A 230-nucleotide genomic window follows, 5' to 3' on the forward strand; every position below is an offset into this window, starting at 1 on the left:
GGGCACCGTTTGGCAGTCGGTCGCATCGCGTGGGTCCCCCTTTATGAGGAGCGTCACCTTGACTCGCCGAGAACTGTTGTAACTGGCCGCACTGTCGGCCGTGCCGGGGGCGCTCGGCAGCATGTCGTCCCGTGCCGCGTTCGCGCAGGGGTCGACCATCCAGCTTGCGTGCCCGGTGCCGATGTCGGAGCAGTTCGCCGCCAACGGCAAGAACGCCGATCGTGGCATGC

At 67.4% G+C, this 230-nt stretch carries 1 pseudogene; it reads left to right on the top strand.

Annotation, left to right across the window (positions count from 1 at the left end):
• Positions 1-82: 82 nt before the first annotated feature.
• A pseudogene (locus KVT39_RS38365) lies at positions 83-230 on the top strand (branched-chain amino acid ABC transporter substrate-binding protein); the annotation flags it as partial.

It is taken from the genome of Burkholderia sp. GbtcB21 (assembly GCF_019091065.1).
Lineage (GTDB): Bacteria > Pseudomonadota > Gammaproteobacteria > Burkholderiales > Burkholderiaceae > Burkholderia > Burkholderia pyrrocinia_C.